This window comes from Bradyrhizobium sp. CCBAU 11357, assembly GCF_028128865.1.
Taxonomy (GTDB): Bacteria; Pseudomonadota; Alphaproteobacteria; order Rhizobiales; family Xanthobacteraceae; genus Bradyrhizobium.
The window spans coordinates 282,238-305,060 of sequence record NZ_LBJW01000108.1; the positions used below are offsets into that span (position 1 = coordinate 282,238).

The following is a 22,823-nucleotide window of genomic DNA, read 5'->3' on the forward strand; positions in this document are numbered from 1 at the left end:
ACGCAGAACGGGCACAACCCTGAGGTTGTGCCCGTCCGCTTCGTTCAAAGATGCAATGATCAGTAGACGAGCGTCGCGCCGGTCGGCTTGTCGAGCGCTTCGGCCAGCGAGCGATACTCCGAGCTGCCGGTGCCGGCGAGCGAGGCGATCTTGCCAAGGTGATATTGCGCCTGCTCGCGGTTGCCCTGCTCGAGCTGCCACAGGCCGTAATATTGCCAGGTGCGGACGTGGTTCGGATCGTCCTTCAGCGCCAGCTCGTAATAGACCTTCGACGATTGGTAGTCGCCGAGCTTGCGGTAGGAGTAACCGATCAGGTTGGCGACATCGGCGACGTCGTCACGCCGCAGCGACTTCAGCTGGTCGATTGCGCCCGTGTAATCGTGCTTGTCGTAGATCGCTGCGTAGGCGGTGCGATAGGCCGCGAGGAACTTGGGGTCGCTAACGGAAGAGCTCTTCTTCTTGCCCTTCTTGGTCGAGGAGTCCGAGCTCGGCGGCGACGAAGGGGAGTCGCCGGCCGCGGCATACGCACTGGACAGCACAGGCGCGGCCGCGAGCGTCACGGCGAGGAGTCCAGGCATAACGAGCGTTGAGAGTATGCGCATTTAAGTTCTCCCGTATGGAACGTGGCGATCCTACACGATTGCCCGAAGACCGGAACACCTCTCGGGCAAAAACATTCCCGCTTCGCACGACCTATTCGCCCGGCCGCGGATGACAAACTTGTCATCGAGATGAACGGGAGCCTGCTGAGCGCTTCAGACTGGGTTCAGTGCCCCCCTCCTAGGCTCCGGCCTACGATCGATGGGTAGGCAAGAGGGCGCCGCCTGAAGATCCTTCCAAGAGGAGACCACCATGTTGAAGACCATTTCTGCAGTCTTGCTCGCGACGTCCGTGATCGCAGCCCCGGCCTTCGCTGCCGAGGCCGGCAAGACCACCACGACCGCCCCGGTGATCAAGGCCGACCAGAGCCAGACCAAGGCGGCGACCACCGCCGCGAAACCGGAAGCCGGCGTCAAGGCCGATGCCAAGACGACCGACGCCAAAACGGACGTGAAGACGACTGGCGCCAAGGCTCCCGACGTCAAGGCGGACGCCAAGGTGGATGGCAAGTCGAAGGCGCTGAACGCGAACGCCGCGGTCACCACCGACGAGCACAAGACCGTGCGCAAGCATCGCCATCACCACAAGCAGGTCACGGCCAAGGACGCGCAGAAGGCGCAGCCGGATGTCACCAAGCCCGCGACGTCAGACAAGCGCAACTGACGACTGATCCCGCGCGGCGGCATCCCTGGCATTGCCCCGCCGCCGCGCGCGGACGTCAGGCCTGGCCCGTTGCCGTGCCTCGTGCGGAAGCCCGAGGCATCGGCGGCTGGCCGGTGCGCTGTTTGCGCCTCAGCAAGCGAATTCCCTTCATGCAGGCCAGGGGCTAGAACGTCTCCTGATCTGTTCGAGCGGAGAGCGGGGCCTGTGGGGCGACTGGCGAGATGTACGGTGATCCTGGCGTTGCCGCTGGCGCTTGCGGCATGTTTCGGCAGCGACGGTGACCGTCCGACTTTCATGGGCGGGACCCAGGCCGGTGGGCCGCAGCCGTTTCCCGACAATTTCCGAAGCGACACCGTGGCGTTGATGCGGGCCTACCTCAACAATCCGGTCGGCGTGCGCAACGCCGGCATGGCCGAGCCGGTACAGCGCGAGGTCGGCGGCCGGCAGTTCTATGTGAGCTGCCTGAACTTCACCCCGCGCGAGACCGATGGCAGCTACAAGGGCGTGCGCGAGCGGGCCGTGATCTTCGTCAACGGCCGTGCTGATCGCGTGGTGGACCAGACCAGCGATCTCTGCGCCGGTGCGGTTTACGCACCCTTTCCGGAACTGGAAAAGATGACGCGGTAGCGCAAAGCCCGCCTTCATCGCCCGGTGTTAGACAGAAGCTGGATCACATTTCGGCGAGCTTTGAACGGGGTGGTTTCGACTTGCGACAAATCGTTACGGCGGGCCTTGCGCTGGCGACAAAAACAGCCAGTACCGCACGACGTGACGGAACAAAATCGTGTTGTTGCCGGCCCGTCACAGTCACGAACGATCAACGTTCCGGCATTGCCGCGAAGCAACCCAATTCACGCCACGTTGTTTCCCGAGTGTCGTTGATGAAAGAACGGGGATGATCATGAAGTCGATCTTGCTGGGTGCAGCAGCTCTGCTTGCGCTGGCGGCGCCGGCCGCAGCCGCAGACGTGCAGCCGCGCACCTACACCAAGGCGCCGGCCTATACGCCGCCGCAGGTGATCTACAACTGGACCGGTTTCTACATCGGCGGCCATGTCGGCGGCGCGTTTGCCGGCGACAACAGCTTCCGCTCGAGCGACGCCCGGTTCCTGGGCGGCGTGCAGGGCGGCTTCGACTACCAGTTCGCGCCCAACTGGGTGGTGGGTATCGAGGCCCAGTATTCCTGGCTGCCGACCAACAACAACGGCGTCACCTTCCCGCTGGGAACGCAGGTGACCTCCAACACCGACCAGATCGGGTCGGTGACCGGTCGTGTCGGCTACACCTGGGGACCGACGCTGCTTTACGCCAAGGGCGGTTATGCCTGGCGGAATAACGGCCTTGGCGTGAACATCGCCGGGGTGCCGCAGGCCTTCACCACCACCGGCAACAACAAGGACGGCTATACCGTCGGCGCAGGCCTCGAATACATGTTCGCGCCGAACTGGTCGGCCAAGGCCGAGTACCAGTATTACAATTTCGGCAGCACCACCTTCACCTCCGGCCCGGCCGACATTGTCGGCGTTCGTGGTCGGGAGGACGAGCATACCGTCAAGGCCGGTGTGAATTACCGCTTTGGCTGGGGCGGCCCGACGGCCTCGCGCTACTGACGGCCGTCGCCGATCCAAGAACCTGACCATCCAGGACCTGACCAGGACCTGGCAAAGGCCGGCTCCGCCGGCCTTTCGTTTGCCGATCTGCGCCCCCGGCAGCGCTTTCTTTGCATTCCGTGAACCATCTGGCGCGTCATTTGCTTGCAAACGATGCTGGCGCGCATTCTCACGCGCGTCATGGGGCCGGTGTAAAGCAAAAATAATTTTTGCGATTTACGGAACTCGCGCTCCGGAACGCGTTATATGACAATTTACCGGGCAGGTGGGACGACGGACATGCGTATCTTGGTGTCGGCAGTGGCGCTCTCGTGCTTCTCCTGCCTGCCGTGCTCTGCACAGACAATCCTCAAATCCGAGCCTCTGATGTTGGCACCGTATGAGGTGGCCTTCGTCAAGGACGCCTCCTGTCCGTCAGGCAAGGTGCTGAAGGTCACCGGCGCCATCCGCGGGCTGCACCGCCGCAAGGCCTGCGTGCCGATGCCGGGCGAGCAGGCCTCGCTTGCGGCCGCCACCCCCTGAGCTTTCGCTCCGGCTCCGTGCCGGAGCTCAGGAATTCAGCTCGAGCTCCATCCTCGACTGCCGATCGGCCTCCGCCTTGTTCTTGGCGGGGTCCTCGCCCTGGGCCGCCTGGCACGGCTCGATCTTGTAGTCGTTGTCGAGCACCCGGCGCGGCCCCGGCCGCTCGTCGTCCGCGGTCACGTCCACGACGAGACCACTTCGCTGGGCGAGCTTCCAGACGTCGGCCTCGCTCGGATAGGCCTTGCTGATCTGGGCGTCGTTGCAGAAGAGGGCGTAGGGCATGCATCCCGACTCCAGGAAAGCCCGTTAACGAGCTCACGGGGTTAGGAGTTCCGGCCATTGGCCCGATCACGGGGCCGTGATCGTGGCGGACGGTCCCTGAGTCCTTAACGAGTCCTGAATCCCGGGAAAAAGAATCCCTGGGACTCTTCGGTCGGAATCAGCGGATGTTTTCCGCCATGACGAGCGACCTGAAGACATCCTGCGGGCACATGCTCCTGCCGCTCACGCTGGCGCTGTTCGGCGCCTGCGCAGCCAATCTCTGGCTGGTCTGGTCCTGGCTGTAGAGTCTGGTCGGGCGGCCTTATTTATCGGCCGGTGGGCCGGAGGCGTCGCGGATGGCGGCACGCAACTTGGTCAGGGTCGCCGTACAATATTCCTCACGTTCGCGCTCGAAGCGTTCCTGGTGCTTGCGGAAATTGGCGATGCGGGCCTGCATCTCGCTGCGGAAATCGCCGCTGGTCCGCGGCGGCAGAGGCGCGGGCCGCAGCGGAAGGGGGGCTTGCGGCGGCTCGACCTCGACCGCCTCCACGGTGACGATCTCCACTGCAACGGCGGGGCCAAATGCAGGCGCCTCCGGCTGAAGGACGTCATCCTTCCTGCCGGTCACCGATTGGACGAAGGCCAGTGTCTGCGCGATCAGTGCGTCGCGCTCCCTGATCCATTTCATGATCCACCTCAGCCGCGCGCATTCCAGCAAAGCGGCTGCTTCGAATCAAGGCAGTTTGTAAGGGATTGCATAATTTTCCCGGTGGTCCGACACTGGGCAGATGGATGCATCGAAAGAACGCCCGGACGAGGCGGAGGGCCTGAGGCTCATCCGCGCGTTCCTGACGCTCCCGCCCGACAAGCGGGCGGAGGTGATCGCGTTTGTCGAGGAATTGGCACGTGTTCACGGCCGGCCCGAGGAGGGCGCGAAGGCTTCGCCGAGGTGAGCGCTACCGCTCGCGCGGATTGACGTTGGGCTCGAACGGCGCGCCGACCACCCGAACCGGGATCTGAGCAGGCGTGCGCGGGGTGAGGTCGATCACGGCTCGATCGGCGACCAGCTTATCGGGCGCCTGTCCCCGCATCGGCTCGAACAGCGCCAACGTCCCGGCCACGGCGCTACAGCACAGCGTCACCGTGGACAGCAGAATCATGTTTCGGTTTTCTTCCTGGATCCGCATGCGCCGACAACGGTTGACGCCGGAGCCGGTTCCGGGCCTGCGCTCTCCGACGCGAAAACAGGCTGGAGCTTACGCCAAGCTTACGACGGAGTCCCAAAGCGTTATTTTTCCGTAAGACTACTCCTGTCTCTTGGTACGTCCGCTGGTTCCAATCCCACCGCTGGGAATTGCTCGCGGTGCTGCGAGTCGGACATCATTGGGCGGCTGAAATGAGCTTTTTGAACAATCTGAAGATCGTGTGGAAGGTGGCGCTGATCGTGGCGGTGATGGGCTGCGCGATGATCGCCGTTGCGGGCTTCGGCCTGCGCGAGCTATCCGCGACGGTCGACGGCTTCGGCGAACTCGCCGCCGCGCAATCCTCCGCTCTCAGCCTCGCGCGCGCCCAGCGCCGCGCGGAGACCTATCATGCCGCGCTCTATGCCGTCTTCACCGAGGCGACCGAGGCCGGCAATGCGGCCCGCCTGAAGATCGCGAACCAGAACCGCGACGAGATCCGTCAATACCTGGACGCGGCGGAGCAGGACGATCCGGCGCGCGGCAGCCAGATCAAGAGCATCGGTGACCAGCTGAAGGCGGCGTTCGCGGGCTGCGACCCGGTGCTGAAGGCGGGATCGCAGGCCAGCACCACGGAAGAGAATGCCAAGGCCGCCGAGCGGGCGCACAAGGAGTGCGATCCGTTGCTCGATGCGGCCCTGGGACGCATCGCGCAGTTCACGACCGAGACCGGCCAGGCCGTTGCCAAGCGCAAGGATGTCATCAACCGCGACGCTCATGCCGCGACCTGGACCGTGATCGGCGTCAGCGCCGGGGGCCTGATCCTGGGCATCGCGATCGCGCTGTTCATCGGCCTCAAGGCGATGTCGCAGCCGATCGCCCGGCTCAAGCTCGCCATGGAGGGCCTCGCCCGCAACGATCTCGCGACCGATGTGCCCGAGAAGGACCGCCGCGACGAGATCGGCGAGATGGCGAGGACGGTCGAGGTGTTCAAGACCAACGGGCTCGAGGTCGAGCGCCTCAAGGCGGCGCAGACCGAAGCAGAGAAGCAGGCGGCCGAGCAGCGCCGCCGCGACATGATCAATCTTGCCGACGGTTTCGAGCGCGCCGTCGGCGAGATCATCGACACGGTCGGCTCGGCCTCCACCGAGCTCGAGGCATCGTCCTCGACGCTGGCCACCACCGCGCATCGCGCGCAGGAGCTGACCTCGGTCGTCGTCGTCGCCTCGGGTGAAGCCACCGGCAACGTCCAGTCGGTGGCGACCGCGACGGAAGAGCTGTCCTCCTCGGTCAACGAGATCAGCCGCCAGGTGCAGGAATCGGCGCGGATGGCGGGCGAAGCCGTCGCCCAGGCCCGCACCACGACCGAGCGCGTTAGCGAGCTCTCGGTCGCGGCCACGCGCATCGGCGACGTCGTCGAGCTGATCAACACCATTGCCGGCCAGACCAACCTGCTGGCGCTGAACGCCACGATCGAGGCGGCGCGTGCCGGCGAGGCCGGCCGCGGCTTCGCGGTCGTCGCCTCCGAGGTGAAGACGCTGGCCGAGCAGACCGCCAAGGCGACCGGCGAGATCAGCCAGCAGATTTCCGGCATCCAGTCCGCGACCCAGGAATCGGTGAGCGCCATCCGCGACATTTCCGCCACGATCGAGCGGCTCTCGGAAGTGTCCTCGACCATCGCTGCGGCCGTCGAGGAGCAGGGCGCAGCGACCCAGGAAATCTCGCGCAACGTTCAGCAGGCCGCGCACGGCACCCAGCAGGTCTCCTCGAACATCACCGACGTGCAGCGCGGCGCCGCCGAGACCGGCTCGGCTTCCTCGCAGGTGCTCTCGACCGCCAAGATGCTGGCGAGCGACAGCACCCGGCTGAAGGACGAAGTCGGAAAGTTCCTGCGCACGGTGCGCTCGGCGTAAGCCGTCGTACCGCGGCTTTCCCCCGCCGGCGCTGCGGCTAATGCGGCAGCACAAGGCCGAGCGCGAACACGAACAGCATGGCCGTCATGACGACGGCCGTCACCGCGCCGGCGACGATCTTGGCCTTCTCTTTGGGCGTGGTGGAGCGCATGGGATATGGACGAGACGAATAACGCTTCGTAGGTTTGCTGCCAGGCAATTTCGAACAGTTCGCCTGGGTTGTATAGTGTGCCTGCACCGGAAAAGGCTCGCCCCATGATCCCCGATCGTCCTCCTGTGCTCGCCCACGAGCGCTTCGTCGCCGACCGTGACAATTTCTCAGGGCTGGATCTCGCCGCGCGGTTCGAGCGGATCGAGCGCACGAACCTTTGGGGCGCTGCCGGCTCGGTATCGGGCCTCGGCTCGGAGGACCTTGCCACCGCGGCCATCCAGGACGCGCTTCCGCCATTGCTGCAGCGGCTCGGCGTGCGCTCGCTGCTCGATGCACCTTGCGGCGATGCGGGTTGGATCGGCCGCGTCAAGCTCGACCTCGACTATATCGGCATCGACATCGTGCCCTCGCTGATCGCCACCAACAACCGGCGTGTGGCGGACGGCGAACTCGTCGGCCGATTCCTGGTTGCGGACATCACGCGTGATGCGCTGCCGCGCGCTGATTTGATCCTGTGCCGCGACTGCCTGGTGCATCTGAGCTTTCAGAACATCGCCCGGGCCACCGCCCGCTTTCGCGAGAGCGGCGCGCAATATCTGCTCGTCACGACCTTTCCGGAATGGGACGACAACCACGATTGCGAGGACGGCGACTGGCGGGCGCTGAACCTGGAGAAGGCGCCGTTCGGCTGGCCGGCGCCGCACGCGCTGATCGATGAGCGTTGCGAGGAGGGCGGTGGCGCCTGGCGCGACAAGAGCCTCGGCCTGTGGCGGCTGGAGGAATTGCCGGATTCTGTCCGCATGGCCGCGGATATCTGACAGCGGCGGGCACCACGTCCATTGCATCCGCGCTCGCGCCGGGGATAGACTTCTGGTTGCGTGAAGCGATCTCCCCTCGCATCGCCGGAGCCCACCATGAGCATACGTGCCGTCTTGGCCGCGTTGATGATCTGGTGCAGCGCGCCGGCGCTGGCGCAGCAGGAGGGCGCCGCGCTCTATGCCGCGCATTGCGCGCAATGCCACGACGGCGATGCGCAGACCCGCATGCCGGGTCGCGCCGCCCTGCAGGCGATGTCGTTCGACCATGTGCTGGCGACGTTGACGACAGGCAGCATGGCGGCGATGGCAAAGGACCGCAGCGATGCCGAACGCCGCGCGATCGCCTCGTTCGTGACCGGCAAGATGCCGACGGGCAGCGCCGCCGCCGACGCGGAGGGCCGCTGCGTGCAGCAGGCGGGCGGCTTTCCGCAAGCCCTCGACGGTCCGCGCTGGAACGGTTGGGGCGTTGACGCCAGCAACAGCCGCTTCCAGCCGGCCGACATGGCCGGGTTGACCGCGGTGCAGGTGCCGCATTTGCGGCTGAAATGGGCCTATGCCTTTCCCGGCGCCTCGGTGTCGTTTGCGCCACCCACCATCGTGGGCGGGATGCTGTTCATCGGCGGCACCGATCGCAAGGTCCATGCGCTCGATGCGCGAAGCGGCTGCACGCTGTGGACCTTGGCGCTTGATGCGGCGGTGCGCGCCGCGATCAGCTTTGCGCCGCTTCCGGGCTCCGATCAGTTCGCGATCTTCTTCGGCGATTTGCGCGCCAATGCCTATGCGGTGAACGCGCTGACGGGCGCGCTGATCTGGAAGGCCAAGGTGGAGGAGCATGCCGGCGCACGCATCACCGGCGCGCCGACGCTGCATGCCGGCGTGCTCTACGTGCCGGTGTCCTCGCTCGAGGAAGCCGCCGGCTCGCAAGCCTCCTACGAATGCTGCACCTTCCGTGGCAGCGTGGTGGCGTTGCAGGCCGCGACCGGCAAGATGATCTGGCAGGCGTACACGATCCCCGAGATGCCGCATCCGACCAGCAAGAATGCCAAGGGCACGCAGCTGTTCGGACCATCCGGCGCCGCCATCTGGTCGGCGCCGACGATCGATGCGCAGCGGGGCGCGGTCTATGTGGCGACTAGCAATTCCTATTCGAATCCGCCGGCCGCCACCGCCGATGCGATCCTTGCGTTCGATCTTGCAACCGGGAAGCTGCTCTGGACGCAGCAGGCGACGCCAAAGGACGCCTTCGTCGTCGCCTGCTTCAGCATGGACAAGACCAATTGTCCCGACGAGCCCGGGCCCGATCACGATTTCGGCCAGTCGCCGATCCTCGTCACCTTGCGCGACGGCAGGCGCATTCTCGCCATCGCGCAGAAATCCGGCGTCGTGCACGCGCTCGATCCCGACGATGGCGGCAAGATCCTGTGGCAGACCCGGATCGGGAAGGGCGGTGCGCTCGGCGGCAGCGAATGGGGTTCGGCTTCGGACGGCGAGCGCATCTATGTCGCCAACTCCGACGTGCGCTTCAAGCGCGACGGCTCGCGGCAGCTCGATTCCACGCAAGGCGGCGGCCTGTTCGGGCTCGACCTTGCCAGCGGCAGAGTCGTGATGGAAGTGCCGCCGGTCGCCTGCGGCGAGCGCCCGCAATGCAGCCCCGCGCTCTCGGCGGCGGTGAGCCTGATCCCGGGTGTCGTGTTCTCGGGCGGCGTCAGCGGCTTCCTGCGCGCCTACGCCACCGACGGCAAGCTGCTCTGGGAGTTCGACACCGCGCGGGATTTCAAGGCGGTGAACGGGGTCCCTGCCCACGGCGGCGCGATCGACGGCCCCGGTCCCGTCATCGCCGGCGGCATGCTCTACACCAATTCCGGCTACGGCCAGTGGAGCGGCGTCGCCGGCAACGTGCTGCTGGCATTCGAGGCCGGGACGGAGTGACAATCTCGCCGCGGCGTTTCGGACGCGCTGCAACGCGTTTGCAGACGGATTGAGGTTGCCGCCGCGAACGCGTCATGCGAGCGCAGCGAAGCAATCCAGAATCTTTCGGCGAAGGCAGTCTGGATTGCTTCGCTGCGCTCGCAATGACGGAGGTTGAGCGCGGACGTAACCTTTTCAATTCGCAGCCAGCCAATGAGGGAGATCAGATTCGATGATCGATGCCAGATGCAGCTGCGGCGCGCTTTCGCTGTCGCTTCCGGGACCCTCGCGCCTCGTCGTTGCCTGTCACTGCCTCGACTGTCAGCGACGAACCGGCGCGCCGTTCGGCGTCGGTGCCTTCTATGCCGCAGAGACCGTCACGATCTCTGGAGTATGCAAGTCGTACGTTCGAACCGCGATGAGCGGCGGCAAGGTCTGCAGATATTTCTGTCCCGACTGCGGCTCAACGGTCTACTGGCAAGCCGACAATCTGCCTGACATGATCGGCGTTGCCGTTGGCGCGATCGCAGATCCGGATTTTCCGGCCCCGGTCAGATCGGTGTTCGAGCAATCGAAACATGCCTGGGTCGAGATCGGCGGCTCGGTCGAGCACTTCGAACAGAGCAGCGCGCGCAAGAGTTCAGGCTGAGGCACAGGGTTCGAGCGCTGGTGCCGGCGCGGCCGGTGTTCGGTCAAGGCCGCTGCCGATGACTTGCGTTGGACGGCGCTCCTGATGTCTGTATCGCCTCACCAGGAGCACGGTCCAGCGGCGGGTGAGGCCTGGCGAGTCCTACCGTTCCGGGAGGTGCGTCGCTGCTGGCCGTACGGGTATTGACGTGCTCTAGCGTGACTGTCGATGCAACCACAATGGCGATGGCCAAGCCGACAGCGGCTAAGACTAAGGCTGTCCGATCATTCGGGTCCATCGCCAGACCTCCGCGAGACGGCTCTATAGCGAAGGAAGAACGCCAAACCGATGATTTAGTTCTTGCGGTGGTCGCCGAAGGCAAGGAGCCGTGGCAATTGACAGGCTTTGATGTGCGGTCGCGGAGGGCGGTCGAAGCATTGCCGCCCGGGTCGATTGCAAGTTCGACATAGCACGTCAGGCCACGACGGGTGTCGGCTCAACCAATGGTGCCGGCTGAGGGGATTGAACCCCCGACCTTCGGTTTACAAAACCGCTGCTCTACCGCTGAGCTAAGCCGGCGACGCCTGGGAGGCAGGGACAGAGCTCGGCTTGCGCCGAGGCCGTCCACCCGTGCGCGCCGCAATACCAGACTTGATCGGAAAGTGCCAGAACCGGGAGGTCGCCGGCGCAAGACGTGAATCGGGCGGCCTCGCGGCCGCCCGATGTGTGGCGTTCGGATCAAGCTGCCTTACTGGCAGATGTGCCGGCGGCCGTCTGCGCCCTTGAACCAGGTGCCCGGCGTACAGACGAAGCCGTTGCGCTGGGCATAGGTGCGGGTGTCCCAGCTACGATTGTTCCAGCCGCGGTCCCACGAATTGTCATAGGCGTAGGAATTGTCCCAGGCGCGGAATGGGGCGGTGGCAATCGCACCAGCGGTGCCGATGGCGGCGCCGGCGACGCCGGCCGCGACATCGGTCGGCCAGAACCCGGTGGGGCTCCTGTTCCAGTCGTTATTCCAATCGAGGTTGGTCTGGCGATAGGACATGCGACGGTGGCGGTAGCCGCTATCGGCTGATGCCTTTGCGGGGCCGAGGGTCTGGCAGTTGGCGTTGGGGAATTGCGCCGAACAGCGTGGATTGTTGACGGCGGTCTGCGCCATGGCAGAGCCTGCCAGCATGGTCGCTGCGATCGCCGTGGCCCCGAGAAGCTTGATGGTCATGGTTGTTCGCTCCCATTTTGTTGACAGGAGCTAAACGCCGACGGCGCAGGACGTTCCGATGCAACCCTGGGATTTTTCGACTGCGAACCGTCAAACCGATGTGAGCAGCGTGCGCTGTTCCAGCCGCGCGGTTCCGCGCCGTTAACGCTTCGCTAGCTCGCCGTGCAGCATTTGAGCGGCGTGCAATCCTTGCACGTTAGGCTTACCGGAATTTGGTGATTGGGCCTTAACCCTCTCTGCGTTGCGATCGGTTAGGTTGCCGCCCGGATAACCGGGGTCTCCTCATGCGCGCCGTGGCGCTCGCCGCCTTTCTGATCGGACTGCCTGCGACGGCGTTGGCCGGCGGCTTCGAGGTCGTCGTTCCCGGCCGTCCCGGCGTGCCCATCATCATCAACAACATCGACGCGTCCTATGCCGTCGTCGAGGGCACCTGGGGCCTCGGCAAGGGCCAGCAGGTGCAGCCCACGATCTATGGCGGACGCTATATCGCCGAGCGGCAGCCCGACGACGTCGGCCATTATTATCCGACACTGGGCCTGCGGCCGGGCTACGGCCGGCTCGAGGTCGAGCCGCCGGCGAACCGCAAATTGCCCAAGCCCGCCGAGAGCTATCACCAGAGCTGGGGCGCCTCGTCCGCGCCGCTGCCGGCGCAGATGGACCCGCCCGTCGATCCGCCGCCGGTGATCTACGCGCCCGAGATCAACGACCGTCCTCGGCCTCCGCGGCCGCGGCCGCGCACAGAGATACCCGGCAGGCCGCCGGGTTGAGAAACGTGACAACCAAAAACGGAAATCAACAGGAGAGTATAATGCGTCAGATGATTTCGGGACTGGTCGCGGCAGCTGCCGTGATGTTCGCCGCCACCGCGCCGGCCGCGGCCTGCGGCTTCACCACGTGCGCGCCGGCGGCGCCGGTCTATACCGGCTGCAACACCGGGTGCGGTGGATATGGCTACGGCTACGCCGCCTATGAGCGTCTCGCCGAGCCGACCACGCAGTATTACTACGTCAACCAGGGCCCGACCTATACCGGTCCGGGCGCCTTCGCGCCGTATCCGACCTATCGCGAGGACGCAGTCGTCGCGCCCGCCAATTACGGCTACGGCTATGGCTATCGTGCCGCTGCGGTCGCGCCGCCGGCCGCTTATCCCTATCGCCGCCCGTACTTCCGTCCGTATCGCTACGGCTACGGCCCCCGCTACGGCTACCTGCCGCGCGTGCACTACGGCCCCCGCTACGGCTACGCTCGCCGCGCCGCGCCGTACTATTATGGCGGTCACCGCGTGCTGCGCCGCTATTACTGATCTCTGATCGGTTGAGACTAGCGAGGCGCCCGTTCGCGTGATGCGGACGGGCGTTTCGTTTTAGGAGCGCTTCATCAGCCCGAGCCGGCTCGCGCCGACATAGAGCGCGAGCACTGCAGCGTTCGAGACGTTGAGGCTCTTGATCTCGCCGGGCATGTCGAGCCGCGCCACGACGCTGCAGGTTTCGCGGGTCAATTGCCTGAGGCCCTTGCCTTCCGCGCCCAGCACGAGAGCAAGCGGCTCGCGCAGCGCAACATCGCTGATATCCTCACTGCCTTCGCTGTCGAGGCCGACAGTCTGGAAGCCGCGCTCGTTCAGCGCCGTCAGCGCACGGGCGAGATTTTGCACGGTGACAACAGGCACCAGCTCGAGCGCACCGGAGGCTGCCTTCGCCAGCACGCCGGTCGCTTCCGGACTGTGCCGCGCGGTGGTGACGATCGCCTTCACCCCGAACGCGGCGGCCGAGCGCAGGATGGCACCGACATTGTGGGGATCGGTGATCTGGTCGAGCACCAGCACCATGCCGTCCTGCGTCAACGTCTCTATCTCGGGCGAGGGCAGGGGATCGGCCTCAGCGAGGAGGCCCTGGTGCACGGCGTCGGGCGACAGCAGCCGGTCGATCTCCTGGGGCCGCACAATCTCGGGCGCCACCCGCGTCTCGATGTTCTCTTCCGCAAGGCGCCTTGCGGCGTTCTCGGTCAGCGTCAGCTTGCGGATCCGCCGCCGCGGGTTGGCGAGCGCCATGGTGACGGTGTGCCAGCCGTAGAGAATGACCGGGCCGTCGCCGTGCGAATCACGGTCGCGCCAAGCCGGTCGGCCGGCCGATTTTCCAGGTCTGTTGAAGGGCTTAGCCCCGCCGCGAGCCCCCTTGGGGCCGAATTTTCGATCCTTCATGGGCTCGCTTCTGTCATGGGTTCCGGAATATGGCAATTTCGGTGCCTGTGAGGGCGATTTTAGCTGCTTGCCTCGGTTGACTTTGCCCCACCGCTTCGCCCATAAACGCGCCCGGTCGCGCCCCGATCCGGGTTGACGCGGCCTTCACGTTCCATGGCCGTCTTCGGTCCGCCGGCAAGGTCCGGCCCGATTGTGCTGCCGTCGAGCGGGGGAGTGTCCCGAGTGGCAAAGGGAGCTGACTGTAAATCAGCCGCCTCATGGCTTCGCAGGTTCGAGTCCTGCCTCCCCCACCAGCCTTCGCTCGCTTCGCGAGCTACGGCTCGGCAAGCCAGCCTCAGAACGTAGAGGCGCGAAGCTAGCGAAGGCTGCCGCGCCGTAGCCCGCTAGGGCGTAGGCGGGCTCAGCACTACCCCATCATCTCCCGCACCATCGGCACCACCTTCCGCCCGTAAAGCTCGATGCTCCGCATCAGCTTCTCGTGCGGCAATGGTCCCGCCGAATACTTCAACTGAAACCGCGAAATGCCGAGCGCCTTGGCGGTCTTCGCGATCTTGCGCGCCACCGTTTCCGGCGAGCCGACATAGAGCGAGCCATGCTCGGCCTCATGGACGAACTCGTCGCGTCCCATCGGCGGCCAGCCGCGCTCCTTGCCGATGCGGTCGCGCATCGCCTTGTAGTCGGGCCACAGCTCCTCGCGCGCCTGCGCATCCGTCTCGGCGACATAGCCCGGCGAATGCACGCCGATCGGCTGGGCCGGGCGGCCGAACTCCCTGAAGGCGCGATGATAGAGCTCGACATAGGGCGCAAAGCGGGTGGGATCGCCGCCGATGATCGCGAGCATCAGGGGCAGGTCGTAGTGCGCAGCGCGCACCACCGATTGCGGACTGCCGCCGACGCCGATCCAGGTTTTCAGCGTGCCGTTCTCGACCGGCGGATAGACCAGCTGATCCCGCAGCGGCGGACGCAGCTTGCCTTGCCAGGTGACCGGCTGCTGCGACAACAGCGCGGCGAACAGATCGAGCTTCTCCTCGAACAGTTCTTCATATTTGCGCAGGTCGAAGCCGAACAGCGGAAAGGATTCAGTGAACGAGCCGCGGCCGAGGATCACCTCGGCGCGTCCGTTCGAAACCGCATCCAGCGTGGCAAAGCGCTGGAACACGCGGATGGGATCGTCCGATGACAGCACCGTCACGGCCGAGCCGAGATGGATGCGCCTGGTGCGCGATGCGATCGCCGCAAGCACGGTTTCCGGCGAGGAGATCGCGAAATCGGCGCGATGATGCTCGCCGAGGCCGATGAAGTCGAGGCCGAGCTCGTCGGCCAGCACCGCTTCATCGACGGCGTTGCGGATCACCTGCGCATGCGAGATCAGGGCGCCTGAGGTGTTCTTGGTGACGTCACCAAAGGTATCCAGTCCGAATTCGAGCGGTGCGGTCATCGATGAGGTCTCTGCAGGGCGCGACAGGCCCCTTATGGGAGGGAAATAGTTGCGGTGCAGCTAGGGCGGGGAGGCGGCTTCGACAATGCTGATCCGGGAAAGGCAACGTTTCCGATTCTACATCGAACCTGTGGGCTCAATCGGATCTGGCGAACATCTCGACCAGGGTCTCGCGCAGCCAGCGCTGCGCCGGCACGGTGTCGTTGCGCTGGTGCCAGAACAGGCTGACGATGCGCGGCGGCGCCTTGAGGGGAAGCGGCATCGCATGCAGGAGCGGCGCGTGCCTCGATTGCGAGCGCAGGTCGCTCGGTAGCACCGCGATCAGGTCAGATTGCCGCACGACCTCGTAGGCAGCGCTGTAATGATTGACGGTCGCGACGAGGTTGCGCGACAGCCCGCGCGAGGCCAGGAAGAGGTCGTAGGACGGCATGGTCTTGCCGGCGAGGCTGACGTCGACATGGCCCGCGTTCAGGAAGGTCCGCGTGCTCAGCCGTTTCTGGGCGGCGAGCGGATGGCTGCGTCGCATGAAGCAGGCATAGTCGACCGTCCACAGCGAGCGCGAGCGGATGGCGGCCGGCTGTTGCGCCTCGTTGACATAGACGCTGAGCACGCAGTCCACCCTGTTGTCCTCGAGCTGGTCGGCGATCTCGACGACGGTATTGGGCACGGTGTGAACGCGCGACTTCGGCGCAACCTTGCCGAGATGGCCGAGCAGGTTCGGCATCACCAGCGAGGAGACGTAGTCCGACATCGACAGGCTGAATTCGGCCTGCGCACGTGCAGGATCGAATACCTGCTCGTCGAGCGCGCCGCGCACGCTTTCCAGTGCCTCGCCGATCGGCTCCCACAGCACCACGGCCCGCTGGGTCGGGCGAATGCCGGTGCCGGCGCGCACGAACAGGGGATCGCCAAGCGCATCGCGCAGCCGCGCCAGCGCGTTGCTGACCGCGGGCTGGGTCATCCGCAATGCATTCGCGGCGCGCGTGACGCTGCCCTCGGTCATCAGCGCCTCGAAGACTTTCAGGAGATTGAGGTCGAGCGCGCGGAACGACACGAACATTCACCACGGTGATATATCAGATCATGATTATAAATTATGACGATAATGTCACTTTGTCTATGGTTCCCTCCCGAGCGGCGCGCCGGGCCCGTGACATCAGAGGGGGACTTTCATGTCGATGATATCGGCGCGCATCGAGCGCCTTCCGTTCGCACGCTTCCACACCCACCTGCTGCTGATGGGCGGGCTCGGCTACATGTTCGACGCGATGGACGCGGCGGTGCTGGCCTTCATCCTGCCGGTGTTGCGCACGGCGTGGAACCTGACGAGCGTGCAGATCGGCGTGCTCGGCAGCAGCACCTATATCGGCTTCTTGTTCGGGGCGTTGCTGGCGGGCACGCTCGGCGACCTGATCGGCCGCCGCGCGGTGATGATGTCGGCGCTGGCGCTGTATTGCGCCGCATCGATCGTGAGCGCGATGGTCGACACATGGCCATCCTTCTTCGCCGCGCGCGTCGTCGCCGGCATGGGCACCGGCGCGGAGAGCGCGATCATCGCGCCTTATCTCGCGGAGTTCGTCGCGCGGCGTTATCGCGGCAGCTTCACCGGGGCGCTCGCGGGCTTCTTCTCCTTCGGCTTCGTTGCCGCGGCCTTGCTCGGTTACTTCATCGTTCCCACCTCCGACAACGGCTGGCGCATCGTGCTGGTGATCACCGCGGTGCCCGTCGTCATGCTGTTGTGGTGGCGCCGGGCGCTGCCGGAATCGCCGCGCTGGCTGGAGAGCAGGGGACGGGAGAAGGAAGCCGAAGCCGTGCTCGACCGGATCGAGGCGAGCTTTGCGCGCGAAGGCCGTGTCCTGCCGCCGCCGGTCGTCGAAGTCGCGGCACCCACCGGGACCGGTGGCACGCTGCTGGCCAATTTCGCGGCGCTTGTTGCGCCCCGCCAGGCGCGCATCACCGTCATGACCTGGATCATGTGGCTGGCGATCACCTTCAGCTATTATTCCTTCTTCGTCTGGATCCCTGGCCTGCTGGTCCAGAACGGCATGAGCATCACCAAGAGCTTCGCCTATTCGATCGCGATCTATTGCGCGCAGATTCCCGGCTATTTCAGCGCCGCCTATTTCAACGAGCGCATCGGCCGGCAAGCGACGATCGCGACCTACATGGTGCTCGGCGGCATCAGCGCGCTCGGGCTCGCCTTCGCGCAGAGCGACCAGCAGATCATGGCGGCGGGAATCTTCCTGTCCTTCTTCATGAACGGCACCTATGCGGGCGTCTATGCCTATACCGCCGAGGTGTTCCCGACGCCGGTGAGGACCACGGGTGCAGGCCTTGCGTCGGCAATCGGCCGCATCGGCGCGATCGTCTCGCCGATCCTGGTCGGCTATCTCTATCCGAACTTCGGCTTTGCCGGCGTGTTCGGCGTCACAACCACCGTGCTGCTGCTCGGGGCTGTCACCGTCGTGCTGATGGGCGTGCCGACGCGCGGCCGTTCGCTGGAGGAGATCGCGGCGGGCGAGGTGGCATGACGCGGACGAAATTTAAGGCCGATCCGCTGCTCTGCGCCGTCGCGGCGGCGCAGGGCAGGGTGGATCAGCCGGATGCTCTATTCGCTGCGCTCGACCAAGGCTTGAACTTGGCGATCGGGCACAAGCTGTTCACGGTCCTGACCTATGACGAGGCGGCCAGCGAACTGGCGCGGCTCTACTCCAATCTGCCTGGTGCGTACCCGGCTGGCGGACGCAAGTGCCTTGCACCGGGCCCGTGGACCGAGGCCGTGCTGGACCGCGGCGATGCCTATATCGGCTATACGCGGGATGATCTGCGCACCGTGTTCTCCGATCACGAGTTGATCGCCTCGCTCGGCTGCGAGAGCGTGCTGAACATGCCCGTGCGCTGGCGTGGGCGCACGCTCGGCTCGCTCAATCTGCTTCACGAGGCGGGCTGGTACGGCGAAGATGATGTCGCCGCGTGCCTTCCCTTTGCACAGCTCGCGCTGCCCGCGCTGCTGACAGCGACTTCGTCCTGACATGACAGGAAACGACCATGACCAGCATCCTCTTCAAGAACGCCGCTCTGCTCGACCCGCTCCAGCCGGATTTGCTGGAGGGACAGCACGTGCTGGTCGAGGACGATGTGATCAAGGAGGTCTCGCACCGGCCGCTCCAGGCCAGCGCAGATCGCATCATCGATCTCAAGGGCAAGACGCTGATGCCCGGGCTGATCGATTTGCATGTTCACGCCATCGCCGTCGAGCTCAACCTGGCGCAGCAGGTGCATATGCCGAACGTGCTGGTGACGCTGCGCTCGACGCTGCTCTTGCGCGGCATGCTGCGGCGGGGCTTCACCACTGTGCGCGACGCGGGCGGCGCCGGCCACGCGCTGAAGCAGGCGATCGACACCGGCCTGACCGACGGTCCTCGGCTGTTCGTCTCCGGCCGCGCGCTCAGCCAGACCGGCGGCCACGGCGACATGCGGGCACGTTCCGATTACCTCGCCAGCGATGCGCCATGTCCGTGCTGCGTGCGGGTCGGTGCGCTGGCGCGCGTTGCCGACGGCGTCGACGGCGTGCGCAAGGCGGCGCGCGAGGAGCTCCAGATGGGCGCCGACCAGATCAAGATCATGGCCTCCGGCGGCGTCGCCTCGCCGACCGATCCGGTCGGCGCCTTCGGCTACTCCGAGGACGAGATCCGCGCCATCGTCGAGGAGGCGCGCGGGCGCCAGACCTATGTGCTCGCCCACGCCTATACCGCTGCGGCCATCGAACGCGCGGTCCGCTGCGGCGTGCGCACCATCGAGCACGGCAATCTGGTCGATGCGCCGACCGCGCGTTTCATGGCCGAGAAGGGCGCCTATGTCGTGCCGACGCTCGTCACTTACGAGGCGCTGGCCAACGAGGGCGCCCAATATGGCCTGCCGCCGGAGAGCGTCGCCAAGATCGCCGATGTCCGCGACGCCGGCCTGCGCTCGCTCGCGATCTATCGCGACGCGGGCGTGAAGATGGGTTTCGGCAGCGACCTGCTCGGGCCGTCGCAGCGCCTGCAGAGCGACGAGTTCCGTATCCGCGCCGAGATTCTCAGCCCGCGCGCCGTCATCGCCAGCGCAACCTTGATCGGCGCCGAGGTGCTCGGCATGGAAGGCAAGCTCGGCCGGATCGCACCCGAAGCCATCGCGGACCTGCTGGTGGTCAACGGCAATCCGCTGCGCGACGTCGCCTGCCTGCTCGGCCAGGGCGAGCACATTCCGCTGGTGATGAAGGCAGGGAAGGTGCAGTTCGACCGATTGGACGCGTAACTACCGCCACATCCCGCGCATCCTTGCCCCGATGTCGATCTTCGGCCCCTGCGCCGCGGTGCGCGCGGCGCCGCTTGCTGCCTTCGGCCAGGCCGTGCGCTCGAACAAATAGACCAATTGCTCCGGGATGAACCGGGTGCGCGAGGCGTAGACGTGGCGGTCGCCCTTGGCGGCCTGGCCGTGGACGAAGAAGCGCTGGGGAACGACGAGGTGGAGATCGTCCTTGGCGCGGGTCATCGCGACATAGAGCAGGCGGCGCTCCTCCTCGATCTCGGCGCTGGTGCCGGCGCCGAGATCGGACGGCATGCAGCCGTCGACGACGTTGAGCACGAACACCGATTTCCACTCCTGGCCCTTGGCGGAGTGGATGGTGGAGAGGATCAGATAATCCTCATCACGGAGCGGTGGACCTGATTTGTCGCTGGTCGCATCCGGCGGATCGAGCGTGAGCTCGGTCAAAAATTTCTCGCGCGAGGCATAGCCGCTCGCGATCTGCTCGAGCTGCATCAGATCGGCGCGGCGCGTCTCGGCATCCTCGTGAAGGCGATCGAGATGCGGCTCGTACCAGAGCCGGACGCGCTCGAGATCGACGGGCCATTCCGAGTAGCGAAGGTTTTCGACCGTCCGGACGAAGCTGGTCCAGTCCTCGCCGGTGCGCGCCGGCCCCGGCAGCCGGCCGAGCGCCGCAAGCGGGTCGGTGCTCTCCGCCATCTGGTCGAGCACGCGTTGTGCGGTCGCCGGGCCGATGCCCGGAAGCAGGTGCAGGATGCGAAACCCGGCGACGCGGTCGCGCGGATTTTCGGCGAAGCGCAACAGGGCCAGCACGTCCTTGACATGCGCGGCATCGAGGAATTTCAGCCCGCCGAATTTCACGAACGGGATGTTGCGGCGGGTCAGCTCGATCTCCAGCGGACCCGAATGCGAGGACGTCCGGAACAGCACCGCCTGGTGCTTGAGCAGCGCGCCTTGCTCGCGGTTCGCCAGCACCGCCTCGACGATGTAGCGCGCCTGGTCGGCCTCGTCGTGCACGGTGACGAGCTGCGGCTTGCTGCCCGAGGTGCGGTCGGTCCAGAGATTTTTTGTGAAGCGCTCGCGGGCGAGGCCGATGACGCCGTTCGCCGCCGACAGCACTGCTTGCGTCGAGCGGTAATTGCGGTCGAGCGTGATCATCTCCGCGCGCGGCGAGAAGCTCTGCGGAAAGTCCAGGATGTTGCGCACGGTGGCGGCGCGGAACGAGTAGATCGACTGCGCGTCGTCGCCGACCACGGTGAGGCCGCGGCCATTGGGCTTGAGCGCCAGCAGGATCGAGGATTGCAGGCGGTTGGTGTCCTGATATTCGTCGACCAGCACGTGATCGAAGCGGCCGCCGATCTCCTCAGTGATCAGCGCATCGCTCATCATCTGCGACCAGTACAGCAGCAAATCGTCGTAATCGAGCACGTGCTGGGCCTGCTTGGCCTCGACATAGGCCGCGAACAGGCCCTTCAGCTCGGCGGCCCAGCCTGCGCACCAGGGATAATGCTGGCCGAGCACCTTCTCGATCTCCATCTCGGCATTGACGCAGCGGGAATAGATCGACAGGCAGGTGCCCTTGGCGGGAAAGCGGCTCTCGGTCTTCGACAATCCGCGCTCGTGCCGCACAAGGTTCATCAGGTCGGCGGAATCCTCCCGGTCATGGATGGTGAAGGCGGGATCGACGCCGATGCGCTCGGCATATTCGCGCAGGAGCCGCGCGCCGATGCCGTGGAAGGTGCCGGCCCAGGTCAGCGCATCGCGCATGATCGCGGCGTTGTTCTCGCCCAGCACCTTGCGGGCGATGCGCTCGACCCGGCCGGCCATCTCCGCGGCGGCGCGGCGGGAGAACGTCATCAGCAGGATGCGGCGGGGATCGGCGCCCGCGACGATCAGATGCGCGACGCGGTGGGCCAGCGTGTTGGTCTTGCCGGAGCCGGCACCGGCGATGACGAGCAGGGGGCCGCCCACGGTCGAGCCCTCGGCCACGCCATGCTCGACGGCGCGGCGCTGCTCCGCATTGAGCGTGTCCAGATATGTCGCCACGAATCGCCCCGGTGAAAGGATGAGACTCGGCGATCCCGGCGCGAAGCGCAATGCGGCTGGACGGAACTGGAATTAGGATTTAGGGGGAAGAGGCCCTTTGGTTCCAGCATCCCATGGCGAGATGACCGAGCTCAAGCCCGACCAGTTCGAGATGCGGCGGCTGGAATCGCTCAGCAACACCATTTTCGGCGTTGCCATGACGCTGCTGGCCTACGACCTGCCGAAGGCGGCGGTGTTCACCAGCGCCCCCGGCTGGAGCGAGCTCGCCCATGTCTATTCCGGCAAGCTGGCCGGGCTGGCGCTGAGCTTCATCATCTCCGGCGTGTTCTGGATCAGCCATCACCGCCGGCTGGCACGCCAGCCGATCGGCAGCCGCGGCGACGTGATCCTCAACCTGTTCTTCCTGCTCTCGATCGTGCTGCTGCCTGTCACAAACGGCCTCTACACCAATTACGGCATGAGCAGCGCCGTCGCCGTGCTCTACGGCTTGCATCTGACCGCGATCGCGGGCCTCAACGCCTGGCTGTGGTGGACGATCCTCGGCGGCTGGCGCAACGAAATCATGGCCTCGCTGTTTCCGCTGCTGGTGTTCATTCCGGGCACGATCGTTGCGGCGTTCGCGCCGCAGGTCGCACCCTTCCTGTGGTTCGTCGCTTTCGGCGGCATCGTGATCCAGCGCTTCCTTCCCAACCGGACCGAGCCGGGCGCGTAGAGCATGATCCGGAAAAGTGGGTAGCGGTTTTCCGAAAAGATCATGCTCAAACAATAACCTAAAGCGCGATGACGATTCATCCTGATCGCATCGCGCTTTAGGACTTTAGCCGGATGTCGCGCCGAACCCATCGGCCGGCACGTAAAGCTTGACCGGGCGGATCTCGTACACCGCCGTCGGATTGACCGCACGCAGCTTCCGCGCCGCTGCGATCGCCTCCTCCTCGGTGGCGCATTGCATTAAATGGAAGCCCAGAAGCTGCTCCTTGGTCTCGGCAAACGGCCCGTCCAGCACCATTCCCGCGCCGGGGCCACGCAAGGTGCGGGCCTTCCGGGTCTCATCCAGCCGGGCCGCCGGTCCAAACTGGCCGCTGGCGCGCAGGGGCGCCTGAACCTCGATGACTTTGGCGACGACCGCGGCGTCCTGCTCCGGTGTCCAGGACAGGACTTCGTCTTCCACGTGGTAGGCCAGGATCGCGTAGAGCATCGTCACCTCTCTTTTTTCTTTTGCGCGTGGTTTTTATCCAAGTCCCAAGGACGCAGCACGGCAGCCCCTGCCGACACTCCCGAAGCAGAATATTGCGTGGCCGGCAAGCGGCGAAACCATCCTGAAACCCAATTGCGGCCTTGCCATGTGAACGCCGCCGGAA

The 22,823-nt window shown here is 65.6% G+C and carries 25 protein-coding genes and 2 tRNA genes; 16 read left to right on the plus strand and 11 right to left on the minus strand.

The features are described from left to right. Positions 1-59: 59 nt before the first annotated feature. Entirely contained in the window at positions 60-602 is a 543-nt protein-coding gene (locus XI05_RS28100; RefSeq protein ID WP_271507860.1) for a tetratricopeptide repeat protein, read from the minus strand. Between the two features lie 250 nt (positions 603-852). Here XI05_RS28100 and XI05_RS28105 point away from each other — a divergent pair, with 250 nt between their 5' ends. From XI05_RS28105 to XI05_RS39580, 4 genes are all read left to right on the plus strand, one after another. Then, a complete protein-coding gene (locus XI05_RS28105; protein WP_271507863.1) occupies positions 853-1,263 on the plus strand; it encodes a His-rich protein BRANT in 411 nt (136 codons plus the stop codon). Positions 1,264-1,494: 231 nt separating this feature from the next. Then, complete coding sequence (locus XI05_RS28110; RefSeq protein WP_271507994.1) at positions 1,495-1,890, plus strand: hypothetical protein; 396 nt, start codon at positions 1,495-1,497, stop codon at positions 1,888-1,890. A 274-nt stretch (positions 1,891-2,164) separates the two neighbouring features. Then, entirely contained in the window at positions 2,165-2,872 is a 708-nt protein-coding gene (locus XI05_RS28115; protein WP_212260323.1) for an outer membrane protein, read from the plus strand. A 279-nt stretch (positions 2,873-3,151) separates the two neighbouring features. Further along, complete coding sequence (locus XI05_RS39580; RefSeq protein WP_172783126.1) at positions 3,152-3,394, plus strand: DUF6719 family protein; 243 nt, start codon at positions 3,152-3,154, stop codon at positions 3,392-3,394. A gap of 27 nt (positions 3,395-3,421) precedes the next feature. On the opposite strand, the gene XI05_RS28125 is transcribed toward XI05_RS39580, so the two are convergent. Beyond that, positions 3,422-3,676, minus strand: a complete 255-nt coding sequence (locus XI05_RS28125) for a hypothetical protein (protein WP_271507865.1) — start codon at positions 3,674-3,676, stop codon at positions 3,422-3,424. Between the two features lie 301 nt (positions 3,677-3,977). Further along, a complete protein-coding gene (locus XI05_RS28130; protein WP_271507868.1) occupies positions 3,978-4,343 on the minus strand; it encodes a hypothetical protein in 366 nt (121 codons plus the stop codon). Between the two features lie 100 nt (positions 4,344-4,443). On the opposite strand from XI05_RS28130, the gene XI05_RS28135 reads away from it, so the two are divergent. After that, positions 4,444-4,608, plus strand: coding sequence for a hypothetical protein (locus XI05_RS28135; RefSeq protein WP_271507870.1), 165 nt, complete (start codon positions 4,444-4,446; stop codon positions 4,606-4,608). A gap of 3 nt (positions 4,609-4,611) precedes the next feature. Here the strand turns inward: XI05_RS28135 and XI05_RS28140 are convergent, their stop codons facing one another. Next, on the minus strand, positions 4,612-4,815 hold the full coding sequence (locus tag XI05_RS28140) for a hypothetical protein (protein ID WP_271507873.1): 204 nt from the start codon (positions 4,813-4,815) through the stop codon (positions 4,612-4,614). Between the two features lie 236 nt (positions 4,816-5,051). On the opposite strand from XI05_RS28140, the gene XI05_RS28145 reads away from it, so the two are divergent. From XI05_RS28145 to XI05_RS28160, 4 genes are all read left to right on the plus strand, one after another. Beyond that, positions 5,052-6,749 carry a methyl-accepting chemotaxis protein gene (locus tag XI05_RS28145; RefSeq protein ID WP_271507876.1) on the plus strand — a complete coding sequence of 566 codons (1,698 nt, stop codon included), beginning with the start codon at positions 5,052-5,054 and terminating at the stop codon, positions 6,747-6,749. 255 nt (positions 6,750-7,004) lie between these two features. Further along, a complete protein-coding gene (locus XI05_RS28150) occupies positions 7,005-7,718 on the plus strand; it encodes a class I SAM-dependent methyltransferase (RefSeq protein ID WP_271507878.1) in 714 nt (237 codons plus the stop codon). Between the two features lie 96 nt (positions 7,719-7,814). Beyond that, positions 7,815-9,647: an outer membrane protein assembly factor BamB family protein gene (locus XI05_RS28155; protein WP_271507881.1), complete on the plus strand. Its 1,833-nt coding sequence runs from the start codon at positions 7,815-7,817 to the stop codon at positions 9,645-9,647. 211 nt (positions 9,648-9,858) lie between these two features. After that, positions 9,859-10,275 carry a GFA family protein gene (locus XI05_RS28160; protein ID WP_271507883.1) on the plus strand — a complete coding sequence of 139 codons (417 nt, stop codon included), beginning with the start codon at positions 9,859-9,861 and terminating at the stop codon, positions 10,273-10,275. A 483-nt stretch (positions 10,276-10,758) separates the two neighbouring features. Here the strand turns inward: XI05_RS28160 and XI05_RS28165 are convergent. Continuing rightward, positions 10,759-10,833 (minus strand) — tRNA-Thr (locus XI05_RS28165). Between the two features lie 169 nt (positions 10,834-11,002). Then, entirely contained in the window at positions 11,003-11,473 is a 471-nt protein-coding gene (locus XI05_RS28170) for a hypothetical protein (protein WP_271507887.1), read from the minus strand. 284 nt (positions 11,474-11,757) lie between these two features. Between XI05_RS28170 and XI05_RS28175 the strand changes: the two genes are divergently transcribed. Then, on the plus strand, positions 11,758-12,240 hold the full coding sequence (locus XI05_RS28175; RefSeq protein ID WP_271507890.1) for a hypothetical protein: 483 nt from the start codon (positions 11,758-11,760) through the stop codon (positions 12,238-12,240). Positions 12,241-12,281: 41 nt separating this feature from the next. After that, complete coding sequence (locus tag XI05_RS28180; protein WP_271507897.1) at positions 12,282-12,776, plus strand: hypothetical protein; 495 nt, start codon at positions 12,282-12,284, stop codon at positions 12,774-12,776. Positions 12,777-12,836: 60 nt separating this feature from the next. Here the strand turns inward: XI05_RS28180 and rlmB are convergent, their stop codons facing one another. After that, positions 12,837-13,670: a 23S rRNA (guanosine(2251)-2'-O)-methyltransferase RlmB gene (rlmB, locus tag XI05_RS28185; RefSeq protein WP_271507901.1), complete on the minus strand. Its 834-nt coding sequence runs from the start codon at positions 13,668-13,670 to the stop codon at positions 12,837-12,839. A gap of 207 nt (positions 13,671-13,877) precedes the next feature. Between rlmB and XI05_RS28190 the strand changes: the two genes are divergently transcribed. Next, positions 13,878-13,963, plus strand: a tRNA-Tyr gene (locus tag XI05_RS28190). A 113-nt stretch (positions 13,964-14,076) separates the two neighbouring features. Here XI05_RS28190 and XI05_RS28195 read toward each other — a convergent pair. Continuing rightward, complete coding sequence (locus tag XI05_RS28195; RefSeq protein ID WP_271507904.1) at positions 14,077-15,108, minus strand: LLM class flavin-dependent oxidoreductase; 1,032 nt, start codon at positions 15,106-15,108, stop codon at positions 14,077-14,079. Positions 15,109-15,244: 136 nt separating this feature from the next. Next, positions 15,245-16,168 carry a LysR family transcriptional regulator gene (locus tag XI05_RS28200; RefSeq protein WP_271507906.1) on the minus strand — a complete coding sequence of 308 codons (924 nt, stop codon included), beginning with the start codon at positions 16,166-16,168 and terminating at the stop codon, positions 15,245-15,247. 112 nt (positions 16,169-16,280) lie between these two features. Between XI05_RS28200 and XI05_RS28205 the strand changes: the two genes are divergently transcribed. The 3 genes from XI05_RS28205 to XI05_RS28215 are packed head-to-tail and all read left to right on the plus strand — an operon-like array spanning position 16,281 to position 19,404. After that, positions 16,281-17,639, plus strand: a complete 1,359-nt coding sequence (locus tag XI05_RS28205) for an MFS transporter (RefSeq protein ID WP_271507908.1) — start codon at positions 16,281-16,283, stop codon at positions 17,637-17,639. Further along, the gene (locus tag XI05_RS28210; protein WP_271507911.1) at positions 17,636-18,139 is read left to right on the plus strand and encodes a GAF domain-containing protein; all 504 of its coding nucleotides are present in this window, start codon (positions 17,636-17,638) and stop codon (positions 18,137-18,139) included. Before XI05_RS28205 ends, XI05_RS28210 begins: the two co-directional genes overlap by 4 nt. Positions 18,140-18,156: 17 nt before the next feature. Beyond that, the gene (locus XI05_RS28215) at positions 18,157-19,404 is read left to right on the plus strand and encodes a metal-dependent hydrolase family protein (protein WP_271507913.1); all 1,248 of its coding nucleotides are present in this window, start codon (positions 18,157-18,159) and stop codon (positions 19,402-19,404) included. Here the strand turns inward: XI05_RS28215 and XI05_RS28220 are convergent, their stop codons facing one another. Next, positions 19,405-21,462: an ATP-dependent helicase gene (locus XI05_RS28220; RefSeq protein WP_271507916.1), complete on the minus strand. Its 2,058-nt coding sequence runs from the start codon at positions 21,460-21,462 to the stop codon at positions 19,405-19,407. 121 nt (positions 21,463-21,583) lie between these two features. On the opposite strand from XI05_RS28220, the gene XI05_RS28225 reads away from it, so the two are divergent. Continuing rightward, on the plus strand, positions 21,584-22,174 hold the full coding sequence (locus tag XI05_RS28225; protein ID WP_271507997.1) for a TMEM175 family protein: 591 nt from the start codon (positions 21,584-21,586) through the stop codon (positions 22,172-22,174). A 105-nt stretch (positions 22,175-22,279) separates the two neighbouring features. On the opposite strand, the gene XI05_RS28230 is transcribed toward XI05_RS28225, so the two are convergent. Beyond that, positions 22,280-22,660, minus strand: a complete 381-nt coding sequence (locus XI05_RS28230) for a YciI family protein (protein WP_172783148.1) — start codon at positions 22,658-22,660, stop codon at positions 22,280-22,282. Between the last annotated feature and the right edge of the window lie 163 nt (positions 22,661-22,823).

Excerpts from the sequence above, each read along its gene's own strand:
- XI05_RS28100 (WP_271507860.1), bottom strand. The coding sequence starts at position 602 with ATGCGCATACTCTCAACGCTCGTTATGCCTGGACTCCTCGCCGTGACG.
- XI05_RS28105 (WP_271507863.1), top strand. The coding sequence starts at position 853 with ATGTTGAAGACCATTTCTGCAGTCTTGCTCGCGACGTCCGTGATCGCA.
- XI05_RS28115 (WP_212260323.1), top strand. The coding sequence starts at position 2,165 with ATGAAGTCGATCTTGCTGGGTGCAGCAGCTCTGCTTGCGCTGGCGGCG.
- XI05_RS39580 (WP_172783126.1), top strand. The coding sequence starts at position 3,152 with ATGCGTATCTTGGTGTCGGCAGTGGCGCTCTCGTGCTTCTCCTGCCTG.
- XI05_RS28125 (WP_271507865.1), bottom strand. The coding sequence starts at position 3,676 with ATGCCCTACGCCCTCTTCTGCAACGACGCCCAGATCAGCAAGGCCTAT.
- XI05_RS28130 (WP_271507868.1), bottom strand. The coding sequence starts at position 4,343 with ATGAAATGGATCAGGGAGCGCGACGCACTGATCGCGCAGACACTGGCC.
- XI05_RS28135 (WP_271507870.1), top strand. The coding sequence starts at position 4,444 with ATGGATGCATCGAAAGAACGCCCGGACGAGGCGGAGGGCCTGAGGCTC.
- XI05_RS28140 (WP_271507873.1), bottom strand. The coding sequence starts at position 4,815 with ATGATTCTGCTGTCCACGGTGACGCTGTGCTGTAGCGCCGTGGCCGGG.
- XI05_RS28145 (WP_271507876.1), top strand. The coding sequence starts at position 5,052 with ATGAGCTTTTTGAACAATCTGAAGATCGTGTGGAAGGTGGCGCTGATC.
- XI05_RS28150 (WP_271507878.1), top strand. The coding sequence starts at position 7,005 with ATGATCCCCGATCGTCCTCCTGTGCTCGCCCACGAGCGCTTCGTCGCC.
- XI05_RS28155 (WP_271507881.1), top strand. The coding sequence starts at position 7,815 with ATGAGCATACGTGCCGTCTTGGCCGCGTTGATGATCTGGTGCAGCGCG.
- XI05_RS28160 (WP_271507883.1), top strand. The coding sequence starts at position 9,859 with ATGATCGATGCCAGATGCAGCTGCGGCGCGCTTTCGCTGTCGCTTCCG.
- XI05_RS28170 (WP_271507887.1), bottom strand. The coding sequence starts at position 11,473 with ATGACCATCAAGCTTCTCGGGGCCACGGCGATCGCAGCGACCATGCTG.
- XI05_RS28175 (WP_271507890.1), top strand. The coding sequence starts at position 11,758 with ATGCGCGCCGTGGCGCTCGCCGCCTTTCTGATCGGACTGCCTGCGACG.
- XI05_RS28180 (WP_271507897.1), top strand. The coding sequence starts at position 12,282 with ATGCGTCAGATGATTTCGGGACTGGTCGCGGCAGCTGCCGTGATGTTC.
- rlmB (WP_271507901.1), bottom strand. The coding sequence starts at position 13,670 with ATGAAGGATCGAAAATTCGGCCCCAAGGGGGCTCGCGGCGGGGCTAAG.
- XI05_RS28195 (WP_271507904.1), bottom strand. The coding sequence starts at position 15,108 with ATGACCGCACCGCTCGAATTCGGACTGGATACCTTTGGTGACGTCACC.
- XI05_RS28200 (WP_271507906.1), bottom strand. The coding sequence starts at position 16,168 with ATGTTCGTGTCGTTCCGCGCGCTCGACCTCAATCTCCTGAAAGTCTTC.
- XI05_RS28205 (WP_271507908.1), top strand. The coding sequence starts at position 16,281 with ATGTCGATGATATCGGCGCGCATCGAGCGCCTTCCGTTCGCACGCTTC.
- XI05_RS28210 (WP_271507911.1), top strand. The coding sequence starts at position 17,636 with ATGACGCGGACGAAATTTAAGGCCGATCCGCTGCTCTGCGCCGTCGCG.
- XI05_RS28215 (WP_271507913.1), top strand. The coding sequence starts at position 18,157 with ATGACCAGCATCCTCTTCAAGAACGCCGCTCTGCTCGACCCGCTCCAG.
- XI05_RS28225 (WP_271507997.1), top strand. The coding sequence starts at position 21,584 with ATGACCGAGCTCAAGCCCGACCAGTTCGAGATGCGGCGGCTGGAATCG.
- XI05_RS28230 (WP_172783148.1), bottom strand. The coding sequence starts at position 22,660 with ATGCTCTACGCGATCCTGGCCTACCACGTGGAAGACGAAGTCCTGTCC.